Here is a 25,163-nt window from a genome sequence, read left to right as displayed (position 1 = left end):
TTAAATTCCGTCGCGTTCAAGCGGGCAGCTCATGCAGCGCGCGCCGCCGCGGCCGCGTCCGAGTTCGTCGCCCGGGATGGGCAACACGGTGATGCCCGCTTTGTCGTACTTCTCGTTGGTCCAGACGTTGCGCTCGTAGCCAATCACCACGCCCGGGCGGAGGGTCAGCACGTTGTTGGCGTCGTTCCACTGCTCGCGTTCGGCTTCAAAAGCGTCGCCGCCGGTGGTGATCAGGCGCACCTGGCTAATGCCGAGCGCTTTCTCGATGGCGTGCAGCAGGTCGGTTTCCTGCGTGCGCAGCAGGCCGCCGCGTCCGTCCGGGGTGAGCGTCCAGCACTGGGCGTCCTTGCGCACCACTTCCGGGTAGACGGAGAAGGTGTCAACGTCGATGTGGGTCATCACGGTGTCGAGGTGCATGCAGGAGCGGTGTTTTGGCAGCTCAACGGCGATCACGCGCTCGGCCTGGCGGTGTTTGAACAGGCTGTTGGCGAGGAACTCCACGCCCTGCGGCGTCGTGCGCTCGGACATGCCGATCAGTACCGCCCCGCGGCCAATCACCAATACGTCGCCGCCTTCTAAGGTGGCGTGGTCGTAATTAATATTCTCGTCGCCGAAATACTTAATAAAATCGCCGTCGGCAAACGCCGGGTGCCAGCGATATATTGCCCGCAGGTTATTGGTTTCACGCTGACGGGCCGGTTTCGCCATGGGGTTAATAGAGACGCCGTTATAAATCCAGCACGAGGTGTCGCGGGTAAATAAATGGTTAGGCAGCGGCTTCATAATAAAATCATTCGCCGTGTGGGTATCCACCACCATATTTTTAATGGCCGCCGGAATTTCGCCGTAGGTTAATCCGCCGCTCAGCCTGCGCGCCAGTTCACGGTGCGGCATATCCGCCAGCCAGCCGCGCACGTCGCCGGCAAAGGTTGGGCCGAGGCGGTAGTCGGAGATTTGCGTATCCAGCAGCCAGGCTTTCGCTTCTGCAATATCAAGGGTTTGTGTCAGAAGGTCGGTCAACAGCAGGACTTCCACACCCTGCTCGCGCAGCGTGTTGGCGAAGATGTCATGCTCCTCACCCGCCCGCTCAACCGAGAGCACGTCATCAAAAAGCAGCTCCTGACAGTTTGATGGCGTTAAACGTTTCAGACTTAAATTTGGGCGGTGCAGCATAACGCTACGCAATTGACCAATTTCAGAACCGACGTAATGCTTTTCCATAATTATTCCTTTAACTGTTTTTCAGAATAAAAAGGGCATGCGCCATGTGATGTATTTAATTGCATGGCGGCTAAGCTCAAATGATTTCGTGATTAATACTAGGCAGTTAAATAATCCGTATTGTGATATTGCTCACGCGAAACCGGATATTAAGGGGTTTGTTTTCATTTGCATGATTCGCATCAGATAATGATTAATTTCATATTATTGAGGGATGAATAGCTAAGCAGGATCCGGTGGCATTATTTGAGGTTGTTATTATTTTGTAGATTTTAATCTTTTGAAATAAGTTGTTATGTGGCTGATTTTAAATGATAAATATTATGTATGAGAATGGCTATGCAATTAATGCAATTAACTATTTTTGACTTAAGAAAAATCAATAAATAATTATGGATTTTTAGAGCAAATTATCAAAACAGTAAAGTGTGAGGTGGCAACGAGTTTTGCTAATTAGAGAGCATGATCAAGAGGTTAGAACAGCCGTGCGATAAGCGCTGATCGAGGTTATGCATAACCCCTGCATAATTGCCTGGGCAGGGTTAACAGCAAATTAACACCTTTCCCGATAAACATGCGCTCGCTCAAACCTCGTCCAAAAAGGGCTGGTATGGCAGCCGGGATTCTCGTATAAAAGATAAAAATGAAACATTGTTTTATATTGAGGGTTAAAACATGATTATTGGCAACATCCACCATCTGCAGTCCTGGCTGCCTGACGATCTGCGCCAGGCCATTGAGCACGTTAAAGCCCACGTCACCGACGCCACGCCGCTCGGGAAACACGACATTAACGGCAACAGCCTGTTTTATCTGGTCTCTGAAGACACGACCCAGCCGTTCGCCGAGCGCCGCGCCGAGTACCACGCGCGCTATCTGGATATTCAGATCGTGATGAAGGGGCAGGAAGGGATGACGTTTAGCACCCTGCCGCACGGCGTGCCGGACACCGACTGGCTGGCGGACAAAGACATCGCGTTCCTGCCGGAAGGCGAGCAGGAGAAAACCGTGGTGCTGAGCGAAGGGGATTTTGTAGTGTTCTGGCCGGGTGAAGTGCACAAGCCGCTGTGCGCGGTGGGGACGCCTGCGAAGGTCAGGAAAGTGGTCGTTAAAATGTTGGTGGAGTAATTTTCCCTCACCCCGGCCCTCTCCCAGGGGGAGAGGGTGTAAAAGTCCCCTCTCCCTGTGGGAGAGGGTTAGGGTGAGGGCACCAGCGCGCAGAGGAGTCCATCACTCCCCAAGCGTCGCCACCATCACCGCCTTAATCGTATGCATCCGGTTTTCCGCCTGGTCGAACACGATGCTCGCCGCCGACTCAAACACCTCGTCCGTCACTTCCATCCCGCCGTGCAGATCGAACTCTTTCGCCATCTGCTTGCCGAGCGTGGTCTGGTCGTCATGGAACGCCGGCAGACAGTGCAGGAACTTCACGTTCGGGTTGCCGGTCAGCGCCATCATCTGCGCGTTCACCTGATACCCGCGCAGCAGGGCAATCCGCTCCGCCCACTTCTCTTTGGCTTCGCCCATCGACACCCAGACGTCGGTATAGATAAAGTCCGCGCCCTTCACGCCCGCCGCCACGTCTTCCGTCAGCGTGATCTTCCCGCCGTGCTTCTCCGCCAGCGCGCTGCACTCCGCCACCAGGCTCTCTTCCGGCCAGCAGGCTTTAGGGGCCACCAGGCGCAGATCCAGCCCGGTCAGCGCTGCCGCTTCCAGCATCGAGTTGCCCATGTTGTTGCGCGCGTCGCCCGCGTAGACCAGCGTCATCTCGTTAAACGCCTTGCCAGGCAGGTGCTCCTGCATGGTCAGCAGGTCCGCCAGCAGCTGCGTTGGGTGGAACTCGTTGGTCAGTCCGTTCCACACCGGCACGCCCGCATATTGCGCCAGCGTTTCGACCACTTCCTGGCCGTGGCCGCGATACTGAATACCGTCGTACATCCGCCCGAGAACCCGTGCGGTGTCCTTAATTGACTCTTTATGCCCAATCTGGCTGCCGCTCGGCCCTAAATAGGTAACGCGCGCGCCCTGGTCAAATGCGGCAACTTCGAAAGAGCAACGTGTACGGGTCGAGTCTTTTTCGAAGATGAGCGCGATGTTTTTACCGGTAAGCTTCTGTACTTCCTTGCCATTTTTTTTATCGGCTTTGAGCTGTGCGGCAAGGGTCAGCAGAGAGGTGAACTGTGCAGGGGTAAAGTCGAGCAGTTTCAGAAAGTGTTTCTTGTATAAATCGGACATTTTATCCTCGCATGGCGAACGCCACTTATTGAATTAAAATTCACTTTATATGTGTAATTATTCATTTGCAACCCCGTTTCACAATTCTTTCTTACAAAGGTGGAGGCAAACCCGTCCGTGTGTGAAAATAGAAGTATCTGCCGCACTTTAAAGAGGATTGAGCCATGGCAAACCCGGAACACCTGGAAGAGCAACGCGAAGAGACGCGTCTGATTATTGAAGAACTGCTGGAAGACGGTAGCGATCCGGACGCGCTGTACACCATCGAGCACCATTTCTCTGCGGATGATTTCGATGCGCTGGAAAAACTGGCCGTGGAAGCCTTCAAGCTGGGTTACGAAGTGACCGAGCCGGAAGAGCTGGAAGTGGAAGAGGGCGACACCGTCATCTGCTGCGACATCCTGAGCGAAGGCGCGCTGAAGGCGGAGCTTATCGACGCGCAGGTAGAACAGCTGATGAACCTGGCCGAGAAGTTTGAAGTGGAATACGACGGCTGGGGAACCTACTTCGAAGATCCGAACGGTGAAGACGGCGAAGAAGGCGACGACGAAGATTACGTCGACGAAGACGACGACGGCGTGCGTCACTAAGCGTTTCAGGCGGTGGCGCGCGCCACCGCTTTTTCAAGGCAGAACCATGGATTACCCGCAGATACTTGCCCCCGTACTCAACTTCCTCCAGTGCCCGACCCCGCAAGCATGGATTGATAAAGCCCGCGACCCGGTGAACCTGCCGCTGCTGCTCACCGACCACATGGTGTGCGAGCTCAAGGCCGCCCAGACCGCGCTGCTGCTGGTGCGTAAATACGTCGCCGACGAAAGCGGTGCCGACGCGCTGCTCGACTGGCTCAAGCCCTACGAACAGTTCACCTTCCGCGACGGCCCGGAGCCGGACTTCATCGCCCTGCACAGGCAGATTGGCAAAAGCGTGATGCCCAAAACCGACGACCCGTGGGGCCAGGCGCTCATCGACAGCATGGTGCTGCTGATTAAAGAGGAGCTGCACCACTTCTGGCAGGTGCGCGAGGCGATGCTGGCCCGCGACATTCCGTACGTCAAAATCACCGCCAGCCGCTACGCCAAAGGGATGCTGAAGGAAGTGCGCACCCACGAGCCGCTGACGCTGATCGACAAGCTCATCTGCGGCGCCTACATCGAAGCCCGCTCCTGCGAACGCTTCGCCGCGCTGGCCCCGTTCCTCGACGACGACCTGCAGAAGTTTTATCTCTCGCTGCTGCGCTCGGAAGCGCGCCACTATCAGGACTACCTGACGCTGGCCCAGCAGGTGAGCGACGACGATATCTCATCGCGCATAAAGCATTTTGGCGAAATTGAAGCCACACTTATCTCGACACCGGACAACGAGTTTCGCTTCCACAGCGGCGTGCCGGTGTAAACCGGCACAACGCAAGGATAAGGATGCGAGATGAATAAAACGTGGACCCGTACCGTGATGGTTGTTGTGGTCGCCGCCGCCGTGGCGTTCTGGGTGTTCTTCGACAGGCAGCGCGCTCCGGAACGGCAGATGGATTCCGCTCTTAACGCGATGCCTGCCTGGCAGGTGATTAAGGAGCAGGAGCCCGCGCTGCATCAGCGCATCCTCGACCAGATGGCCGCCCTGCAAAAAGCGGGCGAGCCGGAGCAGCAGATTATCGACACCATCCAGCCGCAGATCCTGCATCTGCAGATGTCGCGTCTGCAGAACGCCCCGGACGCCAACGTGGTGAACTACATGACCATCAACATGGAGCAGACCGCCGCCATCCAGAAGGTGAGCGACGACGCCTGCTTCCGCTTCCTCTACCCGACGGTGAAGGGCGGCGTGAACCCGATGCGCATGCTGGATAAAGACCTGATGGCGCGGCGCATGCAGGCCGACGCCGACATGATGCGCGCGGCCTACGGCAAAAACCGCCACACCGTGACCCCGGCCGAACGCGAGGCGGCTGTCGAGGACGTGCGGCCGATTATGAAGGCACTTGCCGATAAGTATGGCGAGGACATCCAGCTGCTGCAGATGCCGGAGAAGGCGGCGGGCAAAGAGAAGCTCTCCTGCGATATGGTGCAGGAGATGTGGGCGAAGGTGCTGGCGCTGCCGGAGCAGAAGGCGGCGGGAGTGATTCGGCTGGCGGTGTCAGAGCTGGACTGACGGTAGCGCTGGTTTTTTGGGCACTTAGCGCGGGTTTCGCGCGTCGTCGCTTGCATGGCGGCGCGCGACAGGTATAATCCACAACGTTTCCGCATCCCCTTCAGTGCCGAAGTGGCGAAATCGGTAGACGCAGTTGATTCAAAATCAACCGTAGAAATACGTGCCGGTTCGAGTCCGGCCTTCGGCACCATCGGAACATCAATAGACGTCAACGGACGTCTTTTTTTGTGCCTGAAATCCGCATTACACAAGGCTTTCCGCGATGTTCCTCTCAACTGAAGTCAATCTGAGTCAACCCACATCAAGTCGCTTGTGAGTATAGAAACGAGTATATATGCTGGTTCGATAATGCTTATATACTCACGGCAGCATATGGAAGGAATACCATCATGGCCCTGACTGATACCAAGGTGCGTGCGGCAAAACCCGAAGCAAAGGAATACTCGCTAGTAGATGGCGACGGCATGTTTTTACTAGTACACCCTAACGGCTCCAAATACTGGCGCTTTCGTTTCCGCTTTGGGGGCAAACAACACCTGATGGCTTTTGGTGTTTACCCTGAAACGTCCTTGGCTGATGCTCGTCAAAAGAGGGAGGAGGCCAGGAAGCTTGTTGCTGCCGGTGTTGATCCCCGTGAACATAAGCGTGCAGTAAAAGAAGAACAGGCAAAAGAGGTTATTACTTTCGAGTCTGTTGCCAGAGATTGGCACGCCAGCAATCAAAAGTGGTCTGAGTCACACAGTGCTCGGGTTCTTAAAAGTCTGGAAGATAATTTGTTTGATGCGATTGGTAAGCGAAATATCGCAGATTTAAAAACTCAAGACTTACTTAAACCACTTAAAGCCGTGGAGATGTCTGGACGTCTTGAGGTGGCGGCGCGTCTGCAACAACGAACAACATCAATTATGCGATTTGCTGTGCAAAGCGGTTTAATCGACTATAACCCCGCGCAAGAGCTTGCTGGTGCAATTGCTACCGCTAAACGACAGCATCGTGCTTCGCTGGATTTTGATCGTATTCCGGAACTACTTCATCGAATTGATTCTTACACAGGCAGACCACTAACACGTTTAGCTGTGGAGTTGACGTTGTTGGTCTTTATTCGGTCTAGTGAACTACGATTTGCTCGTTGGTGGGAAGTTGATTTTGAAACTGCGATGTGGACGATTCCAGGGGAACGTAAACCACTTGAAGGTGTTAAGCATTCACACCGAGGATCAAAGATGAGGACTCCTCATCTTGTTCCTTTATCTCATCAAGCACTCGCTATTCTGGAAAAGATCAAAAGCTTGAGTGTAAACCGTGAACTTATCTTCGTTGGTGATCACGACTCGCGCAAGCCGATGAGTGAGAACACCGTGAATAAAGCACTTCGAGTGATGGGCTACGATACGAAAGTTGAAGTATGTGGGCATGGTTTTAGAGCCATGGCTTGCAGTACATTAGTTGAGTCGGGGTTGTGGTCGAGGGATGCGGTAGAGCGACAGATGAGTCATCAGGAGCGTAACTCTGTGCGTGCGGCTTACATTCATAAGGCCGAACATTTAGGGGAGCGCAGATTGATGCTGCAGTGGTGGGCGGATTAACTGGATGCGAACCGAGAATCAGTCATATCTCCATTCGAATACGCAAAACTCAACAATCCATTGAGGTAAAAAAAGCAGTGTAACGATACGCCGCAGCTAATACTGCGGCAGTTATTCATTTTTAGAAGTCTTTTAACTTAATGATTTCATGCACATCTGGAAAATCATTATCCGCAAATTACAATTCTGCGTTCCAGTTTCCGAAATATCGCTTCAATTTCTCGATGGTATGACGCCACCTCGGTGCTGTTGGCCTGCACACCGTGTTTTGATTACCGAAGAAGCCAACTTCGCTCACGGCTTCTTGTTCGCTGCGGGTTTCAAGCCATTTTACCGAGACAAAATATTCTGATTTATCGGGATCATCCGCGTTGTCGCGATACCAATCGCCAAATTTGAGCACGTCCATTGCGAGTTTTTCGCCATCGTCAGTGTTAACAATAAAGCTGCTGGCCGGTTCAACGGCGCTTTGTACCAGCCCCACACCCACATAGCCTGTTTTAGGGATGTTGACCCAAACGCGGTCACCGGGCTGGAGCTGTTTTAAGGTCTGGCTGTACCAACTTCCGCCGCCCGCGCTGATAAATCCGTAGCGACGCGCTTCTTCCCAGACACGGCTTTGCGGATCGCCAAATGAGACGTAAAATTCGCCGTTCCAGGGCTCTTTTGTATTAGCGCTAGTGGCAGTGGCCTGTGCGGCATTAGTTTGCGTTTCGCTTGGGTCGATAAGCCAAGCACGGCTCAGGAACTGCTCCTCACCGTGCTGGAAAACTTTAAAGAACAGTACGTTAATTGAGATGCCATTCTTACTCAGATAGTCCACGATGCGCTCGGTAGACGGGTCCAGCTCCGCTGCCACAATAATAATTTGGTGCGACTGATTGAGCGACTCTTCTTCCAGTTCAGTATTAAAACGTTGCCTGAACGCCTCGCCTAGATTGCCGCCGCCGGAGAATTTTTCATAAATCTGCGACAGACGATCGGCGGTTAAGTCATCGACCCAGGAGGCGTAATCCAGCGCCTGTGCGACCACTTCACGCGGCGTGCGGTCTCGCTTAAGCTCAATCAGGATCAGAGAGGCATCCGGCGCAATCGCCAGCAGGTCGATACGTCCTTTATCGAACGTATATTCCTGATGCCCGATGATCATCCACTGGTCAGAAAGGATAGTAGGGTCGTTTAAAATCATCTTCTCCAACAGTTGCTCGCTGGCGAGTTTGCTGATGGTTAGCGGCTGGGGATTCTCCCCTATCCGCCAGATTGCATGATGAACTGGCATTAGTGCTTCCTATTTAATCCTGAAATTAAAATTATTTTTTTTTGATATATATTCTTACTTTAAAAAAGAAGTAACATATCAATGGGCGTTGTTTTAATGTAGCGGCATTAAAAATTAAGTGCCGAATGATGTTATCTCTAAAATTTATGCATGGCATTTGCTCTCGATGAAATCGAATAGTGGCCTAAATATTTCAAAACTCTCTGCTGGTAATGCCGGTACCATTTGTTTAGCAAATTCAGCTTTGTCACCCACAAACTCTATGATTTCACTACCTGCGATGAAAGGTCGTTTGATGAACCATTTCTCAAGCAAATCCTCTTTATAAAACAATAGTTCTATAGATAAATGAGAGCCTCCGTGCCCACCCCATGCTTGATTTTTTTCGTCAATAACTTGTTTTTTAATTTCAGTATCCTTTGGAACAGGAAGCAACAAGGCGTAATGGTATTCATAATTTAAGTTTTTAGCTAATCCAGAATGTGGGTCCATAACCAAATCCTGACCTTTAAGGCCTTTCCAATCATTATACGCATCGTCGAAATCAAATAAGGCAAACATTTTTCGGTTAGGGAAATTAAGCTTTAATTCATCGCGGGAAAATAAATTTCTCAAGAAAGTACGATCAAAAGCATTTTGAATGCCAAATGGACAACCCCGCCCTGGATTTAATCTTTCCCATGCGATGGTGAGAATTATTTCATCAGTCACACCTTCAGTAAAAAGCACATTACCCGATGATGTTTTGAGAAACTGATTCAATGCTAAGCGGGCTTCGGTTTCTGAAAAAGAAATAACCCCAGCAGATAGATCACGAATAACCTGACCTTTATCTCGCTTGCAAAACTTCATTTTTTGGCTCTCAGAATATATCACTGATATATACTCCTGCTCTAATGAAGCGATAGTTGAAGCACTATGAGTAGTTACTAAAATGTGATTTTTACATAACTTAGCTGTGTTAATTTCTTTAACTTGATTAATAAACTGATGCTGCCATTCTGGATGTAAAAAAGCATCAGGTTCATCAAGCAATGTCACACAGTTTTTATTTTTGAAAAACTCTGATACTGCAAAAATATAAATCGACTGAAATTGCCCATCACTAAAGGAACTAATATCACCTTCAATATCGGACTCCAATCTCAAGGGTACAGTTATATCAGAAAGCATTCCTAAAACTTTTAGGTTGTCAAACTGCTGAAAAAGCTCACACCAGCGTTTTTCAAATTTTTCTTGTAATTTTTTTATGGATATATACAGTATGTAATGGTCTTCACCTTGAAAATATCCTTCATTAACAGATATTTGATCAGTATTATCCCATGTGCATAGCGTTAAAGAATCAAGAAATTCTTTAGTAATGCCGACTGCATTCCAATACCTATCCGTTTCATTGTTAAGCTGAATATTAAAATCTCTTTTACCCTTAGCATAATCTGGGCGATCTAACTTTAATCTAATGACAGGCTCAGTAACTTCTTTAGTGCCAGGTTTTGTCAGACCCAATTTGTCAACTGCAAGTTTTTTTAGAATATAATTTCTAGCCGGATTATCTTGTTGCTGCGCTATTATTAGAGCTAGAAGCAGATTTTTGTAATCTGGCCCAATACCAATAAACTTACGTGAATCGGATAAATCAGCACCTTTAATTTTTCGCTGAAATGATGCCTTATAATTATCAATTAAGTTAGGCACAGTTGTATTGTGTCCGGTATAATATACAAGTATATTGTCGGGAAAAGGCGTGTTACCTATTTTTCGTTGACCCTCCTCATCATTGATAAACAATCGCTCGCCTGTCCATTCAATTTTAGTCACTACCCCATCAATTTCGTAAAAGACACCATACTCAAAACTAATGGTATTGTTATCGGAGCCAAACTGATCGATATGACGAAAAATCTCAATAATCGCTTCAAAAAAATTAGATTTCCCGCTTGCATTTTTCCCTACGAAAACATCAATTCCATTGCTATCATCAAAATCCATCTGGAAGTCATGAATGTTTTTGTATCGCGAAATGTAAATGGATTTTATACGCACCTAAAACTCCTTGTTATTCTATCAATTATGCAATAATGGGTGCATTAATTTTCAAAATGAGAAATAATAGAATCAGTTAAATTCTTTTTAATATTTTCACTTTTTGCAATTAGATCTTTAAGAGTGTCGACAAGCATTAATACACTTTCTGTGGCTGAAATTATCTTCTTTTTTTCATTATAAGGAGGCAATGCAACAGGCAATAGGGAAACTTGATTTCGTGTAACATTTTTCATTGATGCGCTGGTACCACCAGCTACTATTGCGTAATACTCACGTGAAAGCATAGAGTTATTCACAATATTGATATAGTTCACATCTATCAAATCGGGAAATTGGAAACGTATAATTTTATCACTAAGCATTAAATGCTTAGGCACCGTTTGAGGTACAACCACAGAGCGGGCAACCAGCTCGGATGTATTTGCTCTTGATAAAAGGAAATCATTCCCCTTAACTTCATATTCATGTTTAGGTTCCAATTTTACCGGTAGCGCCTTGTTTTCCTCAGCATTGAACTCTCCCCAAGTAACTGCACTTATTTTCAAGACTCCCCAGTCATCGCCATTTCTTGGATGTGACTCGCATTGCGGGCTCCACCCGGCCTCTGAACCAAGTGCCAAATCACCTAAACGACACCATTCCCATCCCATTGGTAGCACGAAAGGTTTTTCCTCATCACTCACTGGCGGCAAAGGTTTTTGCTTTTTAATTTTGCCTTCTTTAACCAGTTGAGCTTTTTCCTGCTCAATACGTTTAAGCAACTCAGACGTAGGTTCGTCGTTAGGATCCTGCGGAACCAGTTTACCCATTACCGCCAGTTGCAGAATCGTTTGCTTAAGCTCATCGATACTCGCTTCAGTGGTAAACAGCGTGTCGAAATGCTGATTGATTCGCGCCCAGTTTTCGGCGAGTTCTTCGGCATTCTGGCTGTCGGTCAGCGTTGTCAGCAGGGTTTCTACCAGCTTCTGATGTGCATCCAGACTAAGTAGGGATTGCTGTTCCAGTTGGTCGCAAAGGGACATCAAGTCATCAATTTTGCCAAGAATTCTAATTTGTTCGTCAACTGGTGGAACAGGAATGAGAAACCGAGCTAAATCATTTGCTGCAAGATTAGGTTGCGCAGTACCGTTGTCATATTTTTTTATGAATTGATATGAAATAGGGCTATCGAAATAAAAATGAACATACTTGTTATTAACCAGCGGATAGACTCGCACTATAACTAACGAAGACGCAATAGCACCAGAGACATTTCCGACTAATGCAGATTTCCCCAGAGAACCTCTTAAGCAAAACAAAATATCACCGGGCAAAAATTTTCCTGAACGTAGAGTTTCAAAATGGCTTTCTTTAATAAAAGTCATTTCTTTTTCATCTATTTTTCCATTCAACAAATGTCCGGCATTAACGAAAGGAATACCAGTCTCAGTAAGAGTGGATTTATTGGGATAATTCTTGCTTCTATCACCATTCTCTAGCAGACATAGATTTTGAATTGAAGACCACTCCCACCCCTCCGGCAACTCAAACGGCTTCTCTTCCTCACTAATTTCCGGCAGCGGCTTCTGCTTTTTAATTTTACCCTGCTTCACCAGCTCTGCTTTCTCAAAAGCAATACGCTTCAGTAACTCAGACGCCGGTTCATCATTCGGGTCCTGCGGCACCAGTTTGCCGCGCACGGCTAGTTCCAGAATCAGATCGCGCAGTTTCTTGATGCCGTAGAGGTCGATTTTGCTATTGCTGCCTCGCACAGCAGTTGAGCGGGTTTGCAGGGCAGAGGACCAGATATCAATATTCTGGGTAATCAGTTTCTCAACGGTCATCATTTCGCCCCCTTGTTACCCGCCAGCGCAGCATCGAGGATATCGCGCAGCTGGTTACGCAGCTCGCTGATTTCCATTTGCTGTGTCTGGTACTGTGCCAGCAGCTCGTCCGGATCATGGCTGACGGTTTCACCCTGGTACGGGTTTTTGATATCGAGGTTGAAGTTGCGGGCAATGATCTCGGCGATGCTGACTTTCCACGCCTGATTGTTCTCTTCACGGCTGGCAAAACCATCGGCTTCGTTACCCCACCAGTCGATTTCGGTCTGGAATTCTTCAAACTTCATCGGCTTGGTTTTGCTGTAGTTCTTCACGCCGTCCGGGTACGGATGCTCGTAGAACCAGATCTCTTTGGTCGGCTGACCTTTGGTGAAGAACAGAATATTGGTTTTGATGCCGGTGTACGGGTTAAACACCCCGTTCGGTAACCGCACGATGGTGTGCAGGTTACACTCTTCGGTGAGCATCTTTTTGATTTTGGTTTTCACGCCTTCGCCAAACAGCGTGCCGTCCGGCAACACCACTGCCGCACGGCCTTTGTCGGCCAGCACTTCAATAATCAGTTGCAGGAACAGGTCGGCGGTTTCGCGGGTCTGCATCTCTGCCGGGAAGTTTTTCTCAATGCCGTCTTCTTCGGTGCCACCAAACGGCGGGTTGGTGATAATCACATCCAGCTGCTCATCCCACGACGACAACGGTTTGTTGAGGGTATTGTCATGGCGAATTTGGACCGGCACTTCAATGCCGTGCAACAGCATATTGGTGGTACACAGCAAGTGAGGCAGCTGTTTTTTCTCGACGCCGTGGATCTGCTGCTGCAGCGTTTTATGATCTTCGGTAGTGTTGACGTAATGCTCTTTCACATGGTCGAACGCGCAGGCAAGGAAACCGCCTGTACCGCACGCGGGGTCCATGACCGACTCACCCAGTTTCGGATCTATACGGTTGACCATAAAACGCGTCACAGCACGTGGGGTATAGAACTCACCTGCGTTACCGGCACTTTGCAGGTCGCGAAGAATCTGCTCGTAAATATCGCCAAACAGGTGACGTTCGGAGCTGCTGCTGAAGTCGATTTCGTTGAGCTTATTGATCACCTGGCGCAGCAACGTACCGTTTTTCATGTAGTTATAGGCATCACTGAATGCCTGTTTCACCACAAAGCCACGCGGGTTCTTATCGATCGGTGCGGTGAGGTTTTTCAGCGTCGGGAACAGATCGTCGTTCACGAATTCCAGTAACGCATCGCCGGTGATACCTTCGCTGTTTGCCGCCCAGGTACGCCATAAATATCGCTGTGGGATCGGAAGCTGATAGTCATCTTGCTCCAGTTCCAGCTCTTCTTCCTGGGTATCAAAGATCTTCAGGAACAGCAGCCATGATAGCTGCCCCAGACGCTGTGCATCGCCGTCCACACCGGCGTCTTTACGCATAATGTCCTGCAGGGATTTAATGACTGAGCTAATCGACATGTTTTCTTTCCACTCTTAAAAAAGGATGCCACCGGGGGCCAAAGCGCCAGGTGGCAGAATAGGGGGTTTGGTTATCAGGCTGAGCGTGGTGGCAACTGGTAAATTTCGCTTTCCAGTTCGTTCACGGCATCTTCGTAAGCCTGTTTGCTACCAAAGCTACTTTTGATAATTTCCAGCGGGCGACCGAGCGAATCGAACGGTTTCAGTTTCAACACCTGGATGTCCTCGATTTCCTGCACGCCTTCATCTGCGTACTTGTCCAGCAACGTATTTAATACGTTTTGCGCGGCCTCGGAGTATTTAGTGAAATAGTTACGCTTACGAACGTTGTCGGCGCGCTCTTTGCGCGTCAGCGGTGGCTGTCCGTAAACCACATGGCATAATAGATCGAACGGGTCGAGATCTTTGCCCACTTCTTCTGCCAGCACATCCCAAAGCACACCGAGCTGCTCCAGTTCATCAATGATGATCTGTTTGCGGTCCGCAGAGTGCCACTTACGGATGAAGTCATCAAGCGATGCGTAGCCTTTATCTTTGAGCAGCGTTTTGCGGGTGTAATCCTGAAATGATTCAGTGACCAGTTTGCCGTCGGCATCGTAATACTGCACGCGCTTTGCCAGCACTTTTACGCTGACACCGTTGACGTGGAATTTACGGACTTTGTTTTCGTCTTCTTCTTCAAAAGCCCCACTGCCGTTACCTGATGTTGGGTCATAGATGGCAGGTGTTTCAGCGACGCCATTTATCAAATCAGGTAATTCGTGTTCTGGCGTTTCGTCTTCAAGCTGGTCGTCGAAATCAGATTCAGGATCGGTAATATCCTGCGGCGTGGTACGGATCACTTTCTCTGGTACGCCGTCGAAGCGTTCGTCCGCAAATAGCTCGGTCGCTTTTTTGAAGTCGAGAATGGTGAACCACAGTTTGCCGTATTTTTCGTTGATACGCGTGCCACGCCCGATGATCTGCTTAAATTTGGTCATCGACTGAATGTTCTGGTCCAGAACCACCAGTTTGCATGTCTGCGCATCCACACCGGTACTCATCAATTCTGAGGTGGTGGCGATAACCGGGTAGGCTTTCTTCGGGTTGATGAAGTTATCCAGTTGCCCTTTGCCAATATCGTCGTCGCCGGTGATTTTCATCACGTACTTTTCGTTCTTTGCCACCTGCTCCGGATTCAGGTTTACCAGCGCCCGACGCATACGATCGGCGTGATCGATGTCGTTACAGAAAACGATGGTTTTATCCATCGGGTTGGTGCGTTTCAGATAGTCAGTGACGGTTTGTGCCACCAGCCAAGTGCGCTCATCAATGACCATCGTGCGGTCAAAATCTTTCTGGTTATAAATACGGTCTTCAATCAGTTCACCGTTTTTATCAACCTGCCCTTTGGTTGGCCGCCAACCCTGTAAGTCGACATCAATATCCACCCGCACCACTTTGTAAGGGGCAAGGAAACCGTCTTCGATGCCTTCTTTGAGCGAATAGGTGTAAACCGGCTCACCAAAGTAGTCGGTGCTGGAGACTTCTTCGGTTTCTTTCGGCGTTGCGGTCAGGCCAATTTGTGTAGCGCTGCTGAAGTATTCGAGGATTTCACGCCAGGCGCTGTCTTCCGACGCGCTGCCGCGATGGCATTCGTCAATCACAATCAGGTCGAAGAAATCCGGGGCAACTTGTTTAAACGCTTTTTGATGTTCTTCCGGACCCGTAATGGCCTGGTAAAGTGCCAGTTGAATTTCGTAGGCCGGATCAATCGTCCTGCTCGTCACTTTTGACATCGCGCTGCCAAAAGGCTGGAAGTCGTTTGTTTTGGTTTGATCAACCAGGATATTGCGGTCAGCGAGGAACAGGATGCGTTTCTTACTTTTTGCTTTCCATAAGCGCCAGATTATCTGGAAAGCGGTATAGGTTTTCCCGGTTCCGGTTGCCATCACCAGCAATACTCGGTTTTGCCCGGCAGAAACGGCTTCAACGGTTTTATTTATCGCCTGAAGTTGGTAATAACGCGGGGATTTACCTAAGCCATCATCGTAATAATCCTGGCTTATGACGGGCATCTGTTCGGCGGTAAACCCTTTCCAGATACAGTATCTATTCCACAGGTGCTCAGGAGTTGGGAAATCTTCCAGCTTGATTTCAGATTCAAGCTGAAGAGCGTTGCTGGTTTTATCGTGAAAGACAAAGCCATCGCCGTTGGAGGCAAACACAAAAGGCACGTCGAGCAGGCGAGCGTAATCCAGACCCTGCTGCATACCCTTGCCTACCTCATGCTTATTGGCTTTAGCCTCTATGACTGCAAGCGGTAATCCCGGTTTGTGGTAAAGCACAATGTCCGCTGATTTCACTGTCAGGCGTGCAGCCAGCTTGCCGCGTACAACCACTTTACCATCGCGGAGTTTCACTTCCTGGCGGATCTGCGACATCACATCCCAGCCTGCGTCTTTAACCGCTGGCAAGATGTATTTGGTGATGATATCCGTTTCAGTCAGATGAGTTTTGTTTACGCCAGCCATAGCAGAACACTCCACGATATTGGGTTAGCTCTGATTTTACACAAAATAGTGCATCAGGTAATGACCTGAAACGACGTTTTGGGAGGCTATTGGTAAAATCATTGTTCGGCAGGAAAAACTCCGCGGTTTCAGTTCATTTCTTGGATAGCATGATCTGATCCTATGATTAACATATTGTGATGTTGACAGTATCAGACCTGCTTCCAACCGTTGCTATGGTGAAAAGTTTGCAATGTCCTTTGTTAGCTCGAACTAGCCAGGCTTACGGTTCTTAAGAGACGCCATGAAAGAACTGCGTGAGTTCATAATGTTCTGTAAGTGTATGGAAGAATTACTGATGTTGTCGTATTTTAGTCAACATGATGCAGATGGCTAATGGCTTTAAGTAGATATCATTGAAACAAGTAATTTAATGACATATGTAAGCTAAGGGGTTAGATGAAAAAGGTTTCGATTACTCAGGAAGAAATTAATCAAGGCGAGGGTAATTTTCACGATTACATGAGCTACGTGAGAGATCGCTTGTCCGCCAAGTTTGTTGAACCAAGTTATTCACTTTTTGCTGCAGCAGACCTTATTTCTGCAGATGGATACAAAATAGTTTTAGGGTCTAATCCGGATGATGCTGGGCTATCAGTGACAAATTGGTTGGCAAATTTTTATGGAGATAGGCAGCATATTTCCTATTGTTTTCCTCCTATTGCCTATCAAATCAATGGGGTTTTATATTGTGTCAGAATACCTATTGAAAGAATAAAAGAAATTCCTTTACTGGAGGCGGTGGTCGGTCTGACTGAAGAAGCTGTAATGAGAATTACCAGTAGTAAGCTAGAAAAACTTCAGGCTGACTATAACGAATTTTATACGATGTTCTATGACATTAGCCGTTTTGATGTCACTACTATAATTCATTTAGAATCAGCTGCAGATCGGCTACTCGCAGGAGCGGCCCATTATGCGCTTTCTCGATGGGAAAGCCTTCACTTCATCGAACGTGCAATGAAAGAGGTTTTGGAACAGAAAGGTGTAAGATTGTCGGGTAGTGACGGTCATGACATTAGTGGCGCACTTCACCGCGAGTGGATTAAGGCTGGATTTCCTGCTCTCCCAATTGAATTACTTCAGAAGGTGATGTGCACTCCCGCTATTCGCTATCAGAGAACTCCGTATCCCTTTATTGCTTCTGTTACTGCTCACCATGCTTCGATTCGCTTGGCCGCGATTATAGCAAGGGAAATACCTCAAGAACCTAAATTAAAAGATAAAATGATTATTAACAGCTCAGTCTTGTTTCGTGAGGGGGCATTGGCTATCGCTCGCTTATATAAATCTATGGATCCTACATCAGAAACATGGGAGCCCGTAAAACTAATATCTCCCTCTTGATTAAATCAACACAAATCATCATGTTCACTGGAGGATTAAGCTTAGGAACTGTGTTTTGCTTGCTGAGAGGATATCGATTTTGAAAAAGGACTTCGGGAGATTCCTCCATAATTAGTGAAAATGAAACGATCACATACCGTTCCATTGTCGGGTCAAATTGAGCTTCTTAAGCCCATTACAGGACTGTATCAACTGATATTCAATGGGTTAAATGGTCGTAATAAGCTGCTCTCAAGGAGAGTGTGAGTCAGGTAATTTAATTGTTAGGATATAAAGGATGGCTTATGTGATACGGTTCTCGGCAAACGATGGGTGCAATTATGCGCGAACAGGGATTTAACTCGGCTTAGATTTAGCTGGAGCTTGAGCATGTGGATAAAAACGCAATACGTGAGACGTATAACCATACGCAGTATCTGGAGGGATGTAGGGAGATGGTTCTGTTGTATACGGGTTACATTACAGTGTTGATAAAAGTTAGTATAACTCCACATTATATCCCTCTGGATATAGGCATCTAGAGGGATAATAAAATTAATTTTGTTAATGAGCTATTTCTTTTCATTGGATGAAATTAATTCTAAATTCAGCTGCTTACAGTACAGATGGGAATTAACTTTTAAACCGCCTTTGCCTGACCAACTGGCAAGATCTTGGCGGAGCTTGGATAGCCTTGTGCTAGTAATGTAACTTGTCCTAAAACGTTCAAGCTCATCACTAACTAATGTCTGATTTGAATAAAAATTCAGCGATGATGCCAAAAACTGGCATAGACGCTCACCTAGCATGAGTACTTCTTTACCATAGATAGTGCGCAATATTCTGATTAAAGCACTGTTTACATCTGGGGTATGTTCTAGTACTAAATCGAGGCGACCAGTATGTAGATCAGTAAGCCATGAGTCATTTGTAATGATCCTATCATTTTGAATATCGTAAAGAACTGAATCCCATGACATTAGGGTAGTATTCAGCAAGCTCTCCACATCTTTTTGAATGATAAAATGATTTTTAAAAGCCCAAGTCTCCTCAAGACTCCAGATATCAATGTCAACACTGAAGTCTCTAACCCTGAAGCCACCAAATTTATTTTCAGTTATCTGCTGCAAACCATAATCAGAAAGAGCTCTATGAAGATGTCTCTTGGAACCAGCAAAAACCAAGTCAATATCAGAACGAAACTGGTGAGCCGTAAAAAGGCCAATATCACGGATAAGCCCACCAAAAACATACAGATGTGCCTGCTGCGACAGCGCCTTGATTAGCGCCGTCTCGCTTTGCCTACCCCCCCGACCAGATTTGATGTAATACTTTATCCGGCGCTTAAGGAGATTCTCATCTCTGACGACATTCGTACTGGTGGAGTTTTGCGAGTTCATCATGTAATGCTATCAGATAACTGTCAGTCATGCCCGAAATCGCATCAGCGAGCAACTGAGCTTCTTTGTAATGGGCTGGTAAGTCGTTTCTTTGTTCAAAAATACGCCGATAGTTTTCCGAAATGCGACCGTAAACGTAACGACCAAATGGTGTATCCCATTGGGTGCCACCTGTTGCACGACCTTTAATTCCGAGCCAAAGCATATCCATTAGGCCCTTGATATAGTTAGAGCCTTTTAGCTCAAGCTTAAGGACACTACTGTGCTTGTAGCCCCTGGAACTGTCAAATTTCTTCAATACCTTACACAAGTTTCTACCATTGCTTTCTGACACCAAGTCTTTGATTTGGCAATTGTCATTCAAAAATTTGTCGATATTATCTTTAAATGCGATAACAACCGCATCAACAAGCTCTGCGATGGCGTAGACACGAAACTTTTGCATGCTCATATCATTAAGCTCAGCAGGGGAAAGGTCTTGTTGCGCGTAGGTCGTATGATCTTCTTTGCAATTATCCACAACGCGTTTCGCAACAACATCCTCTTTACAAAGCTGATGACACTGAATGAAATCCATAAGGTCGTGAAATGAGGCAAGCCCTTTTTTCACAATATCTTCAGCATCAAGTACTGAGTAGGCGATGTCATCACAAGCTTCCATTAGGTAGGTAAATGGATGACGAACACCTTCGCACAAGCCAGTTTTTTCCCAGACATCATGCACAACATCTTTCTCTGAAAGGAAGAAACCGTGTTTACTCCATAGCTCGGAATTTGCATCCGACGATATGGGGTACTTGATCATTGATGCTAGGGTGGCATAGGTAAGATTTAGCCCATAATTATCATTTAAAATTTGAAGCTTAGTCACCAAACGAAAGGTCTGAGAATTCCCATCAAAACGGCGAAAATCGTCATAAATTTTTTCTTTATACTCTTTAGTCTCTTCAGGCAGGTTTTTTGTAAACCATTCACTCATAGCTTTCTCACCTTGATGCCCAAAAGGTGGATTGCCCATATCATGCACCAAACCAATTGTCGCTAGCAGTGCGGGTACATCGCGCTCTAGGTAGATGTCTTTGCAGATGTCTTTGCAAACATCCTTGAATACCTCATCTTGAAGCTCAAAAGCCAGTCGCATGCCGATTCCTCTCGACAAATTAGACACTTCATGTGAATGAGTAAGGCGTGTTCTAACACTATCATTTTTATCCAAAGGAAAAACTTGTGTTTTATCTGCTAACCGACGAGTAGGTGCAGCGAAGAGGATACGGTCAAAATCACGTTCTATCTGCTGCCTACCTTTGGAAGTATCTTGGGATGAATCCTTATTTTCTTTTTTGGGTTTACGGCGATTGCTGTTTAAGAGGTCATTCCAATGCATGAGAGTTCCTGATGAAGATGTGGTTCACTAAAGTTTCATACATATTAACAATGGAATATTGTAAAAATCATGATTAACTGCACAAAAAAACGAACATAAGCACATGATATTATTAGTTCTGCAATTATTTTTTAGTCTGAATGCCGTGAAATAAAAATCACAATCATTCCGAATTGTGAAACATTTTTTACCATTCTTTTTGACTACCAAAATCCAGCGTTTGAAGAACAATTAAAATTGACATCATCGTCAAAAATGACGATGATTACCTCATGAGATATCCAGGCGGAAAAGGCAAGTGCTACCAACGGCTCATCAACTTGATGCCCGAGCACCAAACGTACATTGAGACGCACTTAGGCGGAGGCGCAGTTATGCGCAACAAACTACCCGCTAAAAAAAGTATTGGTGTAGATCTAGATAGCAAAGTCATTGAACAGTGGCGTAAAACAGAGCCATGCATGTGTGAACTCATTAACGATGATGCACTGTCGTTTCTTAGCTCATTTCCATTTAAGGGAAATGAGTTAGTTTACGTTGATCCACCATACGTTCACAGCACCCGGAAACGCAGCCGAATCTATCGACATGAATACAGTGATGATAACCACCGACAACTGCTTGAAAAGATATTATCACTAACATGTAACGTTATGATTTCTGGATATGAAAACTCTCTTTACAACGAAATGTTAACAAGTTGGCGCTGCGTCAAATTTAACGCAAAAACCCACTCAGGTATTCGAGAAGAAAGCGTGTGGATGAACTATGCTCCACCAGCAAAGCTTCATGATTCACGTTATCTAGGTAACAACTACAGGGAAAGACAAACCGTTGCTCGTCGTCGTGCCCGCTTGTATGACCGGATCGAGCAGATGGAGCAAACAGAGCGTAGTGAATTAATTCAATGGCTGAATACCAAATATGGTCTGGAGACAGTATGACTCAGCGCGGAGCTGTAATTATAGGACCAACTATAATCAACCTCGATTTTCCTGCAGCTGATCAAGCCATACTACCAGGAGTAATGTGGGGAAAGATTGAAGCATTTCCCTCCCCTGCATACTGGGCTTACCAAGTCTTTGCTCGCCGGTTGGAAGTTAATACAGTTAATTACAAACTGGGGCGGACCTTAAAAGAGGAAGTAGGAGCCTGCTTACTTGGTGGACATGGAATACCGGCAGCAATAGGCATTGCCGCATTTAACCTGTTAAAAGCATATGGAGCATTTGAAGCACCATCTCCTTCAGAAGAGCTTCTTTACGAATGGCTTTCTCAGCCGATTGATACAGGTAGTAAATCTGTGCGTTACCGTTTCGCAAAGCAGAAATCCCGTTATCTAGCCGCAGCCTTGAACAAATTAGATATCGAAACACCACCACTTGAATCAGGCCGACAGCTCCGCGACTGGCTAACTACTATTCCGGGTATTGGCTATAAAACAGCTTCATGGGTAGCTCGAAATTGGCTTGGTGCAGATGATGTTGCAATATTAGATATTCACATTCTGCGAGCTGGCCTATTGGCTGGTTTTTTCCCTCAAGACCTAACTGTTGAGCGCGATTATCTGAAGCTTGAACAACTATTCATCCAGTTTAGTGAATCAATGGGGGTGAAAGCCTCAGAGCTGGATGCTCTCATTTGGTACGAAATGCAAGCATCCTCAAGAACAGTTTTTTCTTTGCTTGAATCCTCGAGAGGTCAATCACTTACAAAACTTAAACCACGTTTAACGCGAGCCAAGAACCGCCAAACCGACACCGGCCAAGCAGTCCTCCAGTTTTAAACTGGCGCACCATTCATTGCCTGTAATGCCAAGTGGACAAAAATTACATGCAAACGCTTCTGCTACAAGTGCCATCTGGCCTGTTAAAACACCTGCGTCACGCCATACAAGGCTGTCCGCATATTCGTACTTAGCTGCCGTCTTCCCTGGTTCCGCAATAAGCCTAACAACGATGCCAGATTGAATATCAAGTACTGGTAATAATTCATTGCGTACAACGGCCCTTGTCTGATTTGGTTGTGAAAGCAGCGCCAATGCATGCTTGTCCGGTAAGTAGAGTTGCCACCCATCCATTTCTGGCAAGGAAAGAACAATATGTATAGGATGAATTGCACCAGCGGAAGGTGCTGGCCGTTGGGTTAGAGCGAAGCCTAATTGAGAATGCCCTGCAACCATTTCCCTTGCAACTAACCAGAGCCATTCAGAAAGTATACAGTGATCCAAGGCTCCAAACTCACGTCTTGTTCTACGTGACTCAATCACTGAACGCACCGGCGGCAATAAATTACCTTCTGATGGAGGTGGTAGAAAAAAAAACTCCTCTATCGGCCATTCAATAGGTCGGTATGTGAGAGGTTGTATGCGCGGAAACGGGCTACCTAAGTCTATCCAGTCCATATCCTACTTCATCCAGAACCTGAAAATACTTATTGCACCCACGGCAGTTACCACATGGGATATTTGCTTTGTGACAACTATGCGCCCACGCAAGTCCACCGGGAGTGACGCCAGAACGCCTAACCAATTCAGTTGTGGAAAGTTCTATTGCTGGGGCTTCAACGATCATGTTGCCTTCTTGAAAAGACATCAGCTCACTGATTTTATCCACAAAAGCTAGCGTGCCATCTGAATGAGAGCTATCAGACCTCACTGTCCCTATCCAGAGGTGCGTGACATCAAGCGTAATCGCTTTCATTGCAGCAAGTGAAATCAGCATTTGATTACGATAAGGCCACCAATCACTGCTCGGTGCGTTAGAATTTGCCTCTGCACCCGCCATATCCCCAGACCCTAAAGAGCTACAATCTACTTTAATGACATGATGATCAATTTTCAGGGTGCTACAGGTCGCACTAGCTGCTTTTATTTCAGCTTCTGCAGCGCGTTGGCCATAATCTAAAGTAATGGCTATATCTGGTCGTTTCCACCATGCAATTGCTATAGAGTCCATGCCACCAGAGAGCAATAGAGCTGTCTTCATTTCTGCACCACTGTCCAAAGAGTTTTATAGATTGCAGTAACATAATCCTTGCACAAGATGCACCCTGAGCCAGACATCATTTTTTTGTCTTCATCAGCTTCATTTTCCGCATAGAAGACAACGGGTATATTACATGCTCGAGCGTAACCTATTTCATAGATAGTTCCGGCATCTAAACCATCGCCAATCGCAAAAATGATATTAGCATTTTTTATCCCCTCAAGATCTCTTTCCACAACATCTTCTGCTTTACCATGCCCAACGTCATGATAAGGAGAAAATACTTTAAAGCCTAGATCGCTCAAATTGCGGCGAGCTTGTTCAATTAACCACATCTGTGCCAGAGTAAAGAAAGGGCCCGCGAGATAGACTGAATATTTTTCACCACGTTGAAATTCAGAAGTAGGGCAAATTGCCTTAGGATTAAAATCATCGAGCCCCTGAGATGATGGAAATAAACTGTTCTCACAATAATACGCTGTTGCATGAGAAGCTGCATTAGCTGCATCATGAGCAGATTTTTTATTAATCATCCACTGGTATGCGAAATAAGCAACGAACGCATCTCCTGAACCTATTTTGAATACATTACTGGTCTCATAAGCTGGAACCGTGGATATTTTTCCATTATCACATACCAAGGCTCCAGCAGGCCCTTGCTTAATTATAATTACTTGCGCATGGCCTTGTTCAAACAAATGGATAGCTTGTTCTTCAACAGATAATTTAGGTTGACCGCTCAACGTTGTGGCTTCATAGCGGTTGAGGATAAGTGCCAGATTCTTTGCTGTTGAGCCGTTTTGCGTGAACAATTCGGGTTTCGACACATTTTGAGGATCATAAACGGCGTATTCAGCATCAACAACAGCAGTCCCTTCCAGCATCCCATAACGTAGAACGTTAGTCGCTTTCAATCTGATGTCTGGCATCGATACGGGAGGCACATTATAAATTTTAGGTTCTGACAGGCCATGCTCATAGTGAAACAAAATAGAACGAGCTAGAGGTTGGATGTCGACATTAAAGCCCTCAAAATAGGCTCTCTCACGAAGTACTTGAGCAACGCTGTTATCCGCGTAAGTGTGAAAATTAACTGGTACTTTGAGATGGGCAAGTGCTGAAGCGGCTCGACCGGCAGATCCGAATATATCGTGGTAGCCAGGGTGCAGACAGACTTCATGGTAAGAGCCTCCAACTAATGTCAGAACTCCATTATCTGGTGTATTTGTATTCATTGTGCGTAAACCTTAACCATAACCTGCCCACCATTGATTGAAATTACCTTGGCAACATAGGTAGTACCGAGCTCAATGCATTCACGCATGCGCCGAATTTGAGGGGAGGCAATACCACCTGCAACTTGGTTAGCACCATATATGGCTTCAGTTAAAGATAATCCGTTTTGGTTGCGTTGCTGGATGACCAGTATGTTACCAACTTTGAGTAATGGCACTACAGCTGGGTTTGGCGAGCTAAGCTGTGTAGTTATCGTTAATTTTTCACATGTAAGCTCAAAAGTGTCTTGACCAAACTGACCACCAAAGCTCCCACCGCCTGAACCGGACATAATGACCTCGAGATTATAGCTAGAGATATGTCATTAAAATGTATTATGAAAAAAGATCTATTTGTACAAAAATTGACGATTTTCTGATCATCATCAAACATTGTTTTTGTGTTTAGTACTGCTGCCATAACGGC

Annotated in this window: 21 protein-coding genes, 1 tRNA gene and 1 pseudogene; 9 read left to right on the top strand and 14 right to left on the bottom strand. The window is 46.9% G+C overall.

Annotated elements, in window-relative coordinates:
- Window positions 1–1,221, bottom strand: coding sequence for an arginine deiminase (arcA, locus tag KIF87_RS13400; protein WP_047646513.1), 1,221 nt, complete (start codon window positions 1,219–1,221; stop codon window positions 1–3).
- Between the two features lie 675 nt (window positions 1,222–1,896).
- On the opposite strand from arcA, the gene KIF87_RS13395 reads away from it, so the two are divergent.
- The gene (locus tag KIF87_RS13395) at window positions 1,897–2,349 is read left to right on the top strand and encodes a YhcH/YjgK/YiaL family protein (RefSeq protein ID WP_213328992.1); all 453 of its coding nucleotides are present in this window, start codon (window positions 1,897–1,899) and stop codon (window positions 2,347–2,349) included.
- 102 nt (window positions 2,350–2,451) lie between these two features.
- Here KIF87_RS13395 and argF read toward each other — a convergent pair whose 3' ends face one another.
- Window positions 2,452–3,456 (bottom strand): ornithine carbamoyltransferase, encoded by a 1,005-nt coding sequence (gene argF, locus KIF87_RS13390; protein WP_023299201.1) that lies wholly within the window; start codon window positions 3,454–3,456, stop codon window positions 2,452–2,454.
- Window positions 3,426–3,521 carry a putative translational regulatory protein ArgL gene (gene argL, locus KIF87_RS13385; RefSeq protein ID WP_213328991.1) on the bottom strand — a complete coding sequence of 32 codons (96 nt, stop codon included), beginning with the start codon at window positions 3,519–3,521 and terminating at the stop codon, window positions 3,426–3,428. Before argL ends, argF begins: the two co-directional genes overlap by 31 nt.
- A gap of 99 nt (window positions 3,522–3,620) precedes the next feature.
- Here argL and rraB point away from each other — a divergent pair, with 99 nt between their 5' ends.
- The 5 genes and pseudogenes from rraB (at window position 3,621) to KIF87_RS13360 (ending at window position 7,259) form a co-directional block, all read left to right on the top strand.
- On the top strand, window positions 3,621–4,046 hold the full coding sequence (gene rraB, locus KIF87_RS13380) for a ribonuclease E inhibitor RraB (protein ID WP_029739283.1): 426 nt from the start codon (window positions 3,621–3,623) through the stop codon (window positions 4,044–4,046).
- 46 nt (window positions 4,047–4,092) lie between these two features.
- Entirely contained in the window at window positions 4,093–4,851 is a 759-nt protein-coding gene (gene miaE, locus KIF87_RS13375) for a tRNA isopentenyl-2-thiomethyl-A-37 hydroxylase MiaE (RefSeq protein WP_213328990.1), read from the top strand.
- A gap of 30 nt (window positions 4,852–4,881) precedes the next feature.
- Window positions 4,882–5,604: a topoisomerase II gene (locus tag KIF87_RS13370; RefSeq protein WP_213328989.1), complete on the top strand. Its 723-nt coding sequence runs from the start codon at window positions 4,882–4,884 to the stop codon at window positions 5,602–5,604.
- 105 nt (window positions 5,605–5,709) lie between these two features.
- Window positions 5,710–5,794 (top strand) — tRNA-Leu (locus tag KIF87_RS13365).
- Between the two features lie 199 nt (window positions 5,795–5,993).
- Window positions 5,994–7,259 (top strand): annotated as a pseudogene (locus tag KIF87_RS13360) (tyrosine-type recombinase/integrase).
- 109 nt (window positions 7,260–7,368) lie between these two features.
- Here the strand turns inward: KIF87_RS13360 and KIF87_RS13355 are convergent.
- The 5 genes from KIF87_RS13355 to hsdR all read right to left on the bottom strand — a co-directional run bounded on the left by KIF87_RS13355 (window position 7,369) and on the right by hsdR (window position 16,326).
- Window positions 7,369–8,469 carry a DUF8606 domain-containing protein gene (locus KIF87_RS13355; RefSeq protein WP_193163414.1) on the bottom strand — a complete coding sequence of 367 codons (1,101 nt, stop codon included), beginning with the start codon at window positions 8,467–8,469 and terminating at the stop codon, window positions 7,369–7,371.
- A 144-nt stretch (window positions 8,470–8,613) separates the two neighbouring features.
- Window positions 8,614–10,515 (bottom strand): AAA family ATPase, encoded by a 1,902-nt coding sequence (locus tag KIF87_RS13350; RefSeq protein ID WP_213328987.1) that lies wholly within the window; start codon window positions 10,513–10,515, stop codon window positions 8,614–8,616.
- A 44-nt stretch (window positions 10,516–10,559) separates the two neighbouring features.
- Window positions 10,560–12,341, bottom strand: coding sequence for a restriction endonuclease subunit S (locus tag KIF87_RS13345; RefSeq protein WP_213329056.1), 1,782 nt, complete (start codon window positions 12,339–12,341; stop codon window positions 10,560–10,562).
- Complete coding sequence (locus tag KIF87_RS13340) at window positions 12,341–13,813, bottom strand: N-6 DNA methylase (protein ID WP_213328986.1); 1,473 nt, start codon at window positions 13,811–13,813, stop codon at window positions 12,341–12,343. The genes KIF87_RS13345 and KIF87_RS13340 overlap by 1 nt, the downstream gene beginning before the upstream one ends.
- A 74-nt stretch (window positions 13,814–13,887) precedes the next feature.
- Window positions 13,888–16,326 carry an EcoAI/FtnUII family type I restriction enzme subunit R gene (hsdR, locus tag KIF87_RS13335; RefSeq protein ID WP_213328985.1) on the bottom strand — a complete coding sequence of 813 codons (2,439 nt, stop codon included), beginning with the start codon at window positions 16,324–16,326 and terminating at the stop codon, window positions 13,888–13,890.
- A 438-nt stretch (window positions 16,327–16,764) separates the two neighbouring features.
- Between hsdR and KIF87_RS13330 the strand changes: the two genes are divergently transcribed.
- Entirely contained in the window at window positions 16,765–17,712 is a 948-nt protein-coding gene (locus KIF87_RS13330) for a hypothetical protein (protein ID WP_094420543.1), read from the top strand.
- Window positions 17,713–18,263: 551 nt separating this feature from the next.
- Here KIF87_RS13330 and KIF87_RS13325 read toward each other — a convergent pair.
- Together KIF87_RS13325 and KIF87_RS13320 are read right to left on the bottom strand one after the other, a co-directional pair.
- Window positions 18,264–19,094: a hypothetical protein gene (locus tag KIF87_RS13325; protein WP_213328984.1), complete on the bottom strand. Its 831-nt coding sequence runs from the start codon at window positions 19,092–19,094 to the stop codon at window positions 18,264–18,266.
- Window positions 19,048–20,475, bottom strand: a complete 1,428-nt coding sequence (locus tag KIF87_RS13320; protein ID WP_213328983.1) for a deoxyguanosinetriphosphate triphosphohydrolase family protein — start codon at window positions 20,473–20,475, stop codon at window positions 19,048–19,050. Before KIF87_RS13320 ends, KIF87_RS13325 begins: the two co-directional genes overlap by 47 nt.
- A 374-nt stretch (window positions 20,476–20,849) precedes the next feature.
- On the opposite strand from KIF87_RS13320, the gene KIF87_RS13315 reads away from it, so the two are divergent.
- Window positions 20,850–21,419: a DNA adenine methylase gene (locus KIF87_RS13315; RefSeq protein WP_077257130.1), complete on the top strand. Its 570-nt coding sequence runs from the start codon at window positions 20,850–20,852 to the stop codon at window positions 21,417–21,419.
- Window positions 21,416–22,261 (top strand): 8-oxoguanine DNA glycosylase, encoded by an 846-nt coding sequence (locus tag KIF87_RS13310; protein ID WP_213328982.1) that lies wholly within the window; start codon window positions 21,416–21,418, stop codon window positions 22,259–22,261. Before KIF87_RS13315 ends, KIF87_RS13310 begins: the two co-directional genes overlap by 4 nt.
- On the opposite strand, the gene KIF87_RS13305 is transcribed toward KIF87_RS13310, so the two are convergent.
- From KIF87_RS13305 to KIF87_RS13290, 4 genes are read right to left on the bottom strand one after another with little or no spacing between them, the layout of a single operon-like run.
- Window positions 22,205–22,879, bottom strand: coding sequence for a nitroreductase family protein (locus tag KIF87_RS13305; RefSeq protein WP_213328981.1), 675 nt, complete (start codon window positions 22,877–22,879; stop codon window positions 22,205–22,207). The genes KIF87_RS13310 and KIF87_RS13305 overlap by 57 nt on opposite strands.
- Entirely contained in the window at window positions 22,857–23,462 is a 606-nt protein-coding gene (locus tag KIF87_RS13300) for a 7-cyano-7-deazaguanine synthase (protein ID WP_213328980.1), read from the bottom strand. The genes KIF87_RS13305 and KIF87_RS13300 overlap by 23 nt, the downstream gene beginning before the upstream one ends.
- Window positions 23,459–24,697, bottom strand: coding sequence for a PfkB family carbohydrate kinase (locus KIF87_RS13295; protein ID WP_213328979.1), 1,239 nt, complete (start codon window positions 24,695–24,697; stop codon window positions 23,459–23,461). Before KIF87_RS13295 ends, KIF87_RS13300 begins: the two co-directional genes overlap by 4 nt.
- Window positions 24,694–25,029, bottom strand: coding sequence for a hypothetical protein (locus tag KIF87_RS13290; protein ID WP_213328978.1), 336 nt, complete (start codon window positions 25,027–25,029; stop codon window positions 24,694–24,696). Before KIF87_RS13290 ends, KIF87_RS13295 begins: the two co-directional genes overlap by 4 nt.
- Between the last annotated feature and the right edge of the window lie 134 nt (window positions 25,030–25,163).

The organism is Enterobacter sp. 120016, assembly GCF_018383635.1.
GTDB lineage: Bacteria > Pseudomonadota > Gammaproteobacteria > Enterobacterales > Enterobacteriaceae > Enterobacter > Enterobacter asburiae_D.
This window is presented reverse-complemented; position numbering and strand designations above follow the sequence as displayed.